9 protein-coding genes are annotated in these 7,762 nt (G+C 37.7%); 1 reads left to right on the top strand and 8 read right to left on the bottom strand.

Going from position 1 to position 7,762, the window contains the following annotated elements:
* Positions 1 to 70: 70 nt before the first annotated feature.
* The 5 genes from Q8W26_RS17510 to Q8W26_RS17530 all read right to left on the bottom strand — a co-directional run bounded on the left by Q8W26_RS17510 (position 71) and on the right by Q8W26_RS17530 (position 5,242).
* Complete coding sequence (locus tag Q8W26_RS17510) at positions 71 to 814, bottom strand: alpha/beta fold hydrolase (protein ID WP_305473851.1); 744 nt, start codon at positions 812 to 814, stop codon at positions 71 to 73.
* A 413-nt stretch (positions 815 to 1,227) separates the two neighbouring features.
* Positions 1,228 to 2,169: a hypothetical protein gene (locus tag Q8W26_RS17515; RefSeq protein ID WP_305473852.1), complete on the bottom strand. Its 942-nt coding sequence runs from the start codon at positions 2,167 to 2,169 to the stop codon at positions 1,228 to 1,230.
* 346 nt (positions 2,170 to 2,515) lie between these two features.
* Positions 2,516 to 2,833, bottom strand: coding sequence for a hypothetical protein (locus Q8W26_RS17520; RefSeq protein WP_153071539.1), 318 nt, complete (start codon positions 2,831 to 2,833; stop codon positions 2,516 to 2,518).
* A 406-nt stretch (positions 2,834 to 3,239) separates the two neighbouring features.
* On the bottom strand, positions 3,240 to 3,893 hold the full coding sequence (locus Q8W26_RS17525; protein ID WP_305473853.1) for a helix-turn-helix transcriptional regulator: 654 nt from the start codon (positions 3,891 to 3,893) through the stop codon (positions 3,240 to 3,242).
* A 362-nt stretch (positions 3,894 to 4,255) separates the two neighbouring features.
* Positions 4,256 to 5,242: a transposase gene (locus tag Q8W26_RS17530; RefSeq protein ID WP_305473854.1), complete on the bottom strand. Its 987-nt coding sequence runs from the start codon at positions 5,240 to 5,242 to the stop codon at positions 4,256 to 4,258.
* Between the two features lie 73 nt (positions 5,243 to 5,315).
* On the opposite strand from Q8W26_RS17530, the gene Q8W26_RS17535 reads away from it, so the two are divergent.
* Positions 5,316 to 5,534, top strand: coding sequence for an IS3 family transposase (locus Q8W26_RS17535; protein WP_153071506.1), 219 nt, complete (start codon positions 5,316 to 5,318; stop codon positions 5,532 to 5,534).
* 28 nt (positions 5,535 to 5,562) lie between these two features.
* On the opposite strand, the gene Q8W26_RS17540 is transcribed toward Q8W26_RS17535, so the two are convergent.
* The 3 genes from Q8W26_RS17540 to Q8W26_RS17550 form a co-directional block, all read right to left on the bottom strand.
* Positions 5,563 to 6,162 carry a DUF998 domain-containing protein gene (locus Q8W26_RS17540; protein ID WP_305473855.1) on the bottom strand — a complete coding sequence of 200 codons (600 nt, stop codon included), beginning with the start codon at positions 6,160 to 6,162 and terminating at the stop codon, positions 5,563 to 5,565.
* Between the two features lie 121 nt (positions 6,163 to 6,283).
* Entirely contained in the window at positions 6,284 to 7,150 is an 867-nt protein-coding gene (locus Q8W26_RS17545) for a GyrI-like domain-containing protein (protein WP_101214720.1), read from the bottom strand.
* Between the two features lie 194 nt (positions 7,151 to 7,344).
* Positions 7,345 to 7,584, bottom strand: coding sequence for a hypothetical protein (locus Q8W26_RS17550; protein WP_101214717.1), 240 nt, complete (start codon positions 7,582 to 7,584; stop codon positions 7,345 to 7,347).
* Positions 7,585 to 7,762: the final 178 nt, after the last annotated feature.

The raw sequence follows: 7,762 nt of genomic DNA on the forward strand, positions 1-7,762 counted from the left end.
CCCCCATTCAGAAAAGAAGATTAACTAATAATTTAAATTCTACGACCGAACTCCATTAATAATGGGGTGATTACCATTCACCAGCACTAATATCCTCAGCACCCAGCATCACTAAGGTCGGTGACTTAAGATTACGTAGTTCATCAATAGTTAGCTTTCTCGGTATGATTTTACTGATAATTTTGCTTTCAGTCATCGCGTTAAGTAGCACCTGATAAAGCTTATTGTCACCATCGACTAAACCCGCAGCACATTGCTGTAAAAAACGTTTTTTAACGAACAAGCTAGACACCGAAGAGGAAAAAATAGCTTTCACTATATATAAAAAGCTAACACTGGAAACCGTTGCTGCTGGTGCCGTTAATATTAACTTTCGAACTCTGTCAGGGTGCGTTACGGCAAACATTGAGGCGATAAAAGAGCCCAATGAATTACCAATAATACTAACTTCGTTAAGTCCTAACCCCGCTAGTGTTTCCTCTAACCATGCATTGCTATCTTGGGTGTTTTTTAAAACCTTCGTCGGCACAGACAGTCCAACTTGATCAATCAAATCGATACAAAACACCCTTCTTTTTTTGGTCAGTTCAGGAACCATTGGCCCCCACATTCCACTTGTTGCTTGGGCTCCTGATAGTAAAACCAGTGGTTCTCCATCGAGAGGACCAGAGACAACGACATGGGTCTTACCAAAACAGGTATCTACCCATTTATCTTCAAATGGCACCGACCAAGTTGCCATGAGGAGGTTGTACGCTTTTAAAAACTTGTCTTGACCTTGTGAAGAGTCAAATACAGATATTTGTGAACTCATTTCAAATCCTTATTACCAAGTCAGCTTTCTCAAATAAAAACTGACTTGTTGAGCTTTTGTTGAGTAACCTTGAAATTTGAGCAATGATATTTCTACGATGAAAACATCGCATCGCTTTATCATTTTCAGGCATCAATAATTACTCATCGCCATTAATATATCTGTAAATTACAGTGACTATTTAGGTTGCTTCCACCTCTCTTCAGTCGGATTTATAATTTAAGGATATGGTTAAAAAATTTTTATCATTAATTAATGTATAAAAATTTATCAAAAAAAATGCCTGCCCTCTATGCGTTACATAAAGGACAAGCGGTGTTTCATTCAAAAATTGACTGATGCCAATCCTATTTTCTGTCTTAGGTTGAAGGGCTATCACACAGACTAGACCTTCCCGCTAAGTCATGCATTATTTATAACTTATCGATACGCAATGTAAATAAGGGTTGTGTGCTATCAAAGCTTCTTACTTCAAAGTAGTAATCAATATTGCTAGTCATAAAAATGCTGCAGCTTTGAGTTTGCTCATCCATGCCATTAATACAATCTTGAAGGTGCTCGCTTTTAAGTGCGATAGAAACCGTCGATGAAGGGATATCATCCAGTGGGCTTGCATCTATAATTTGTCTGGTAATTTTATAATCAGAACTCTCTGAAGGAGTGAACTTAAACCAAACAGTCGATTCAGCATTACTATCAGGGAAAGTACTTCGGTAAGGAGCTGATTCACCCGCGGTTGTTATCGGTACTGCCGAGGAAGTACTTGAACCCAACCCATCACCGTCAGACAAATAAGCTTGACTAAGTTGTTTCTTAAAGTGAGCAACCGCATCACCTGAGCTAACGAGCTCTGTAACAGCAGTATCTTGTCCCGCATTCGTAATTAAGGATGAAACCTCGGAAGAGTTTTCAAACTCAGACTCAGAAAGAGAGAAATCCACGGACATTGCACTCAATTTAGCCGAATCATCAATGGTAATACCATTATCAGGATTACCGTCTTTATCTAAGGTTTGCAGTAATCTGGTAATATTGACAACCGTTGATGAATTGATATCCGATGTTCCAGCTAAATCAAACGGAGTTACGGTGCTTCTTGCTACCACCGACGAAAATGTTAAATCACCAATAAAGAAAGTGACACGTTCACCATCAACATACTCAAATTCACCTTGGCTATTAGTTGTTCCCTCTAATGTGTCCGTTCTATAGCTGATGTTTATGACAGGGCTATCAAGAAATACACCTATGTTGTTCTTTGTCGGAGCTGGTTTCGAATCATCTTCTCCCCCTCCTCCACAGGCAGTTAATGTAGATAAAGCTAATATAGATAGTAAATTTTTATACTTATTCATTGGTGCTTCTCTTGGTTTAATCCGTAAAAAAAGTGGCTAGCAGACCATAACTAATCGACTGCATATAAAGATTAAGAAAAATTATCATATTATGAAAACGTCAATTATAGCTTCGTCGTTCAAGTTGTCTATTCAACTATTGATATAAATTAATTATTAAATCAATACGTTGGTTTATTAGTGGGCCATAACTGCCCCCTTAAAAGGCTTTCACACTGATAGGGGACTGTACTAATCAACTTGTCATTAATAAAATCGATGAAAAGTAAACGTCACTTTATAAAATGATGAGTTAAGCGAAACCAAACCCATTGTTTTCGCTTCACTAACAATTTGCTAGGCACGCTTAAAAGCGACTAACCTCTAAATCTTTTATTTTTAATTCCCATTCATTTGCATTAGGAACAATCTGTATATTTACTGTTAGGAAAGACTCTGAGTTTGGGCGAATTACCCAAAAATAATTGTTATCGGACTCAGAAGCTAAGAGCTCTCCATTGTTCCGGCTAATAATTTCATATCTAATATTATCCCACTGATATTCCGTATCGTTTTTCACTTTATAAGTAATTAGGAGACGATTTTTGCTTTTAGCATCAATGATTTTCTCTTGAGTGAACGAGAATTCACTTTCGAAATCACTAAACTCCTTATTACTCATCAAACCTGTATTCCAAAAAATAAATATAAAGAAAGGTAGCATCATGATAAGACTATAGAACTGAGGATGTTTATACCACAGCTGATACGCCTGACAATATGAACACTTTAACGCGCCGCTTTCGATCTCTTTAAAACATGATTTACACGTTTGCATCTTGCAATACTCCATTTGCCTAATACTTTGTTTAAAAAGCATAATTTTGATAAGTATAGTAATGTCAAAACAACTAAAAGCAAACTTTATTTTTACTGAATGAAAAAATGAAAAAGGAAAAAGGGACAGGCAATAATTTACGAAAGATTCTTGCTTTAAAAAAGTTGAAAAAGGGACAGGCTATATTTTATTCACTGCCGACAACTGCCAACCAAAAGAGTAAATGGGAGACTTATTTAACCCAATAACTAAGTTAAATATCTCTTCCAAACCATACAATTTTACCCACTACCCTCGCCTGCTCTTGTGTTGAAGCGAGAATTTCCCAACTTGGGTACTCAGGGTTATCACTCACTACTTTGATCCCCCCTTTTATAGGCTTCAACCTTTTCGTCATTAGGCCGTCTTCAGTGTACAGCAGGTATACGCCTTCTTTATGCACCTGTTGGTATGACATATCCACTAAAATCATATCGCCATCTTCAAGGGTCGGCTGCATACTGTCGCCTTTAACAGAAACAAAGGCGACTTTATCTGTATGCACGCCCAATTGGGATGCTAACCACTGACGAGAAAACCCAAAGTGTTCACTGACCTCTTCAGCAAAGCCAACCTGACCAAAGCCAGCACTTGCCTCTACATCAAATTTTGGTGCAATCACCAAGTCGCTCGTCTGTTTGTGATCCAACTGTTCGACGTTACGTTCACCAGTGATCAACCAGTTTAGGTCGATATTAAAGGTTTCATACAAGTGCTCTAAATATGCAAGGGAGGGTCTGCTACCACCGCGACAAATACGATAAATCGTTGAAGGTGAACGACCTGTTAACTCAGCAAAACGCTTTTTGTTACCATCAGTAAGTTGTTCTACTAAAGTAACGAAGCGGCGTGAAAAAGAAGTACTCATATTTGTCGTGTGCTTGATAAAGTGAAATTGATAAGGGCTCGACTCTAACGTCAATAAACGGCACTTTAAAGTTAAATACACCACTTTGCTAACTAAATGAATAAAAGAGCATCAAACCGCCTAACTAATCAGCAATTTGCTGCGACGCAGCCTCAACATGTTACTGAAACAAAAAATGCAACGAAAAGTGGGACAGGCAAACGTTTGTAAGCTTCATATTACGCTTCTCTTCAAAATTTAATGCCATATTAAAGCGGAAAAATTAAGCAGGAGTTGCTTTTATACCTCGCCGTTTAATTTAACAGGCAGGGCTAACTAACCCTAAGGAAGACTCAATATGTCTAAGCTTCAACATGAAAAAACTAACCAACGCCTTTGTACCAACAACGGCGATGTGCTGCTGCACAATCTCTAAGTTTAAACTCTCTACCAGCAAAATTGCCATACTGGCGCCTAAACTCTTTTACGCTTTCTATCCAGTCATCACCATTAATTACTAAGGTATCTAATATTTTGGGTTCTTCACTATTTATATAGCCCCTTTTCCTTGGGTCAATATGACGCCCGCTCCAATCAACTAACTCAAAATAATCAGCATAGGAAAAAGGCAAGGCTTTCGTATCGCTAGTCGCTGAAAAAGGTAGCAGCGCAAGCGGTTGGGCGTGAGGTTTATAATCAGACTTCGGGTTCTTTTTATGTTTTTGGTGTGCATTAAACTGTCGTATTCGCTCTTGAATTGAAGTAAAGTCACTTTGCTCAAGGTTTGGGGCAACGCCTGCCCTTATTGGGTTTAAATCAACATAAGCCATACAACTTAAAAGTGCGGTTTCATCGAGCAAGGCTTGTGATTTAAATCGCCCTTCCCAAAACTTGCCTGTACATGCATCTTCTTTATTCGCTCGACGGGAAATATGCTCGTTCAAGCATTTCATAAACCATGAAATGTCATACAAACGTTCACGCCAGCATTGGACTAGTGTTTCGATTTGTATCATTTCGCCCGGTGAACTTGAGCCACGAATTAAATAATTATCAACGAGCACATGACCATTAAATAACCGATACCAACGTTCAATCACTTCACCTACTGACCAGCTATCAACTGTGTCTTTATCTACTTGCAGAACTAAGTGATAGTGATTGCTCATAATAGCATAGGCTGCGATATTGATTGAAAAGACAGACGATAAGAACTTTATTCGTTTAATTAACCATTGCCGCCGATGATCATAGTTTTTGTTGCTGTATGGGTCATCGCCACATAGAAAACTACGTCGCACACACCGATTAATTACGTGGTAATAAGAAGTAGCGTTTAGGTCAATTAGCTGATTTCGTGCGCGAGTCATAATTACTATCCATAGCGATAAAAATATAACCCTAGTCGAGATTTTTAACTTAACAAATTATGTACTCTAATTTATGTCTGTCCTATTGTTTTGTTGCTATTGTTTTGTTAAAACAGAATGGATGCCCAAGCTAGGTTATTTAGATATGAAAGCAGCGAAGTTATCGATTAGTAACTATATCAATGATTATTACAATCGATATCGGCCACATCAATTTAATGATGGGCTTTCGCCATTATTAGCAGAGAACGAATACTTAGAAACCTCTAACAAGATGGCCAGTTTTACTTGACCACTTCAGAATGAGCGCGAGCCTAGTGTTACGCGTCCACCTTAATTGGCTTGTTAGCCAGAAACTTCTGCTGAACTAGCAAATGAGCTGCAATACCGAACCACCCCATTGTAGGAATAGCCCATAACCGTTGAATTAACCCATTAATCTCTTGAGGGATAAAGCCTGCATAGATAAACCAAAACATAAATACGTGTAACAGAGTAACCAAAACTGAAAAATTTTCAAATGCCCGAGAGTTAATAATGTTTTTGAAATCTAGTGCAAATGACATTGGAACAATAATCATGAATATAGATAGGTTATATAAAAGGTGTAGAGGCGTTTCCAGTGTCCAGACGCCAGCGCTAATCATGCTTATGCCGAGTAAGAAAGAAGAGAGTGAGGTCGAAGAAAACCTCTTGATGTAGCTATAAACACCAACAGCAAAGATGCACATAGATAAACCGATAACTATGTCTGCGCCCCTATGAGTATAAGCAAAAGCGGGGGACTCTAGTGCCACATGACTGATACTTTTTGCCATGAAGTCAAAATCAGGGATCACCATCCCGATTCCGATATTAATTATTGAAACCAACCAAACGATATGAGCTTGTTTTAACATCCAAAAAGTTAATTTATTCACCTGAATCTCCATTTCTGGCTAACGCCGTTTTAAGCGGCAAATTGCAGTTGGCTAAAATAAGTGAGGCACGAACAAAAAGCCAACTGTAATTTGTCCGACTTGAAAACCCTTGTTATGTGCGTTACTTAATTGGCAAATAAATATCTGTAATTACTTCATTTTCTGAAGATTCAGGAAAGAAGCAAACCCTTTCTAAGAATATTGGAAAGTCTCTCAATTCATAATGCGACTCTTCAAGCCATTTAGAATAAAGGAAATTTATCAGCACACTAAGGTAATCATCACTACCAATATGGCGAATGACAGCACACCTTCCTTTAGGGATAACTTTGTTTACAATACCCTCAGGGCTCTCTTCTACTTCGCACTCAATAGAACAACAAAGATCTAACCTATATTCATCTGGTGCGGTAACATTTGGATCATCATATAATAAATTGAATGTTTTACTCTTGCTAGGTGGAAAACGATTTTCTTTTCTCCATTCAATAAACTTATTTATAGTATTACCAAGTAAATCTGGCGCCCCTCTGTGCTCCATTGTAGCTACTAGTGTTTCAGGAAATTCTACGATCCCTACGTTTATATTAACTTTATCAGTCATGATCTTTGTCCTCAGTTTCAGAATTGGTTCATATTTAGAATGCCAAGGAGTCCAATCAGGAGCCAGACTAAAGCCAGATGGACTTTGATTGAATATTTTTTTGAAAGCCCTACAAAATCCTTCATGACTTTCATAACCGCATGCCAGTGCAACATCAACAACCTTTGTTTCACTTCGATAAGCTAGTTGATATGCAGCCCTTTTAAGTCGAAGTAATTTAACAAGTGACATCACAGACATGCCAAAGAAGGCTGAGCACTGTCTGTGAAAGTGATACTTTGACAGATATGCTAATTGGCAAAGTTTTTCAATATCAAGATCTTCATCAAGGTTAGCTTCCACATAGCTAAGTACTTCAATAAATCTGTTTTGATATTTTACCATTTCAATACTCCCCTTCTCCTCAGCCACTAGATAATAATACCTATCAATTTAATTATCTTGACCAAAGTTGCTGAATACTGAAAGCACATAACGCCCTCGTTAATGGGCAAAATTTAATTGGCTAAAATTGTTGAGGGACGAAACACAGCCAACTGTATTTTGTCCTGATTTAACAGCTTGTTATGTTTTTTATGCTACAAACTATCAATTTGCTTAAAGTAACGGCTTAACGCCAAAATTACGATAGATATTGTAGGTAATAGCACTACACCTATTTTTAGATATAAATCAGAAGTAGTTTCGAACGCTGTATTACCTAGAATTAAACCAAGTCCTATTCCAGCTAGTAAACCAAAAATTGGCAAAAGAATAAGTAATAGTTTTAATGTAGATTTAATACTCATTTTATTTGAGTGTATAACGGCTGTATCCAAAATTGACTCCCTTTAAGAAAAGCATAACGCCACGCTAATGGGCAAATTGCAGTTGGTTAAAATAGCGACGCAGGAGCAAAAAACAACTGTAATTTGTCCTGTTGAGCGCCTTGTATGGATAATAAACCCATCTTATTTACTAAATAAATCTAGTTTCCGGTAAAGTGAGACCCAGGCT

Origin of the sequence: Psychrobium sp. 1_MG-2023 (assembly GCF_030689115.1) — a bacterium.
GTDB lineage: Bacteria > Pseudomonadota > Gammaproteobacteria > Enterobacterales > Psychrobiaceae > Psychrobium.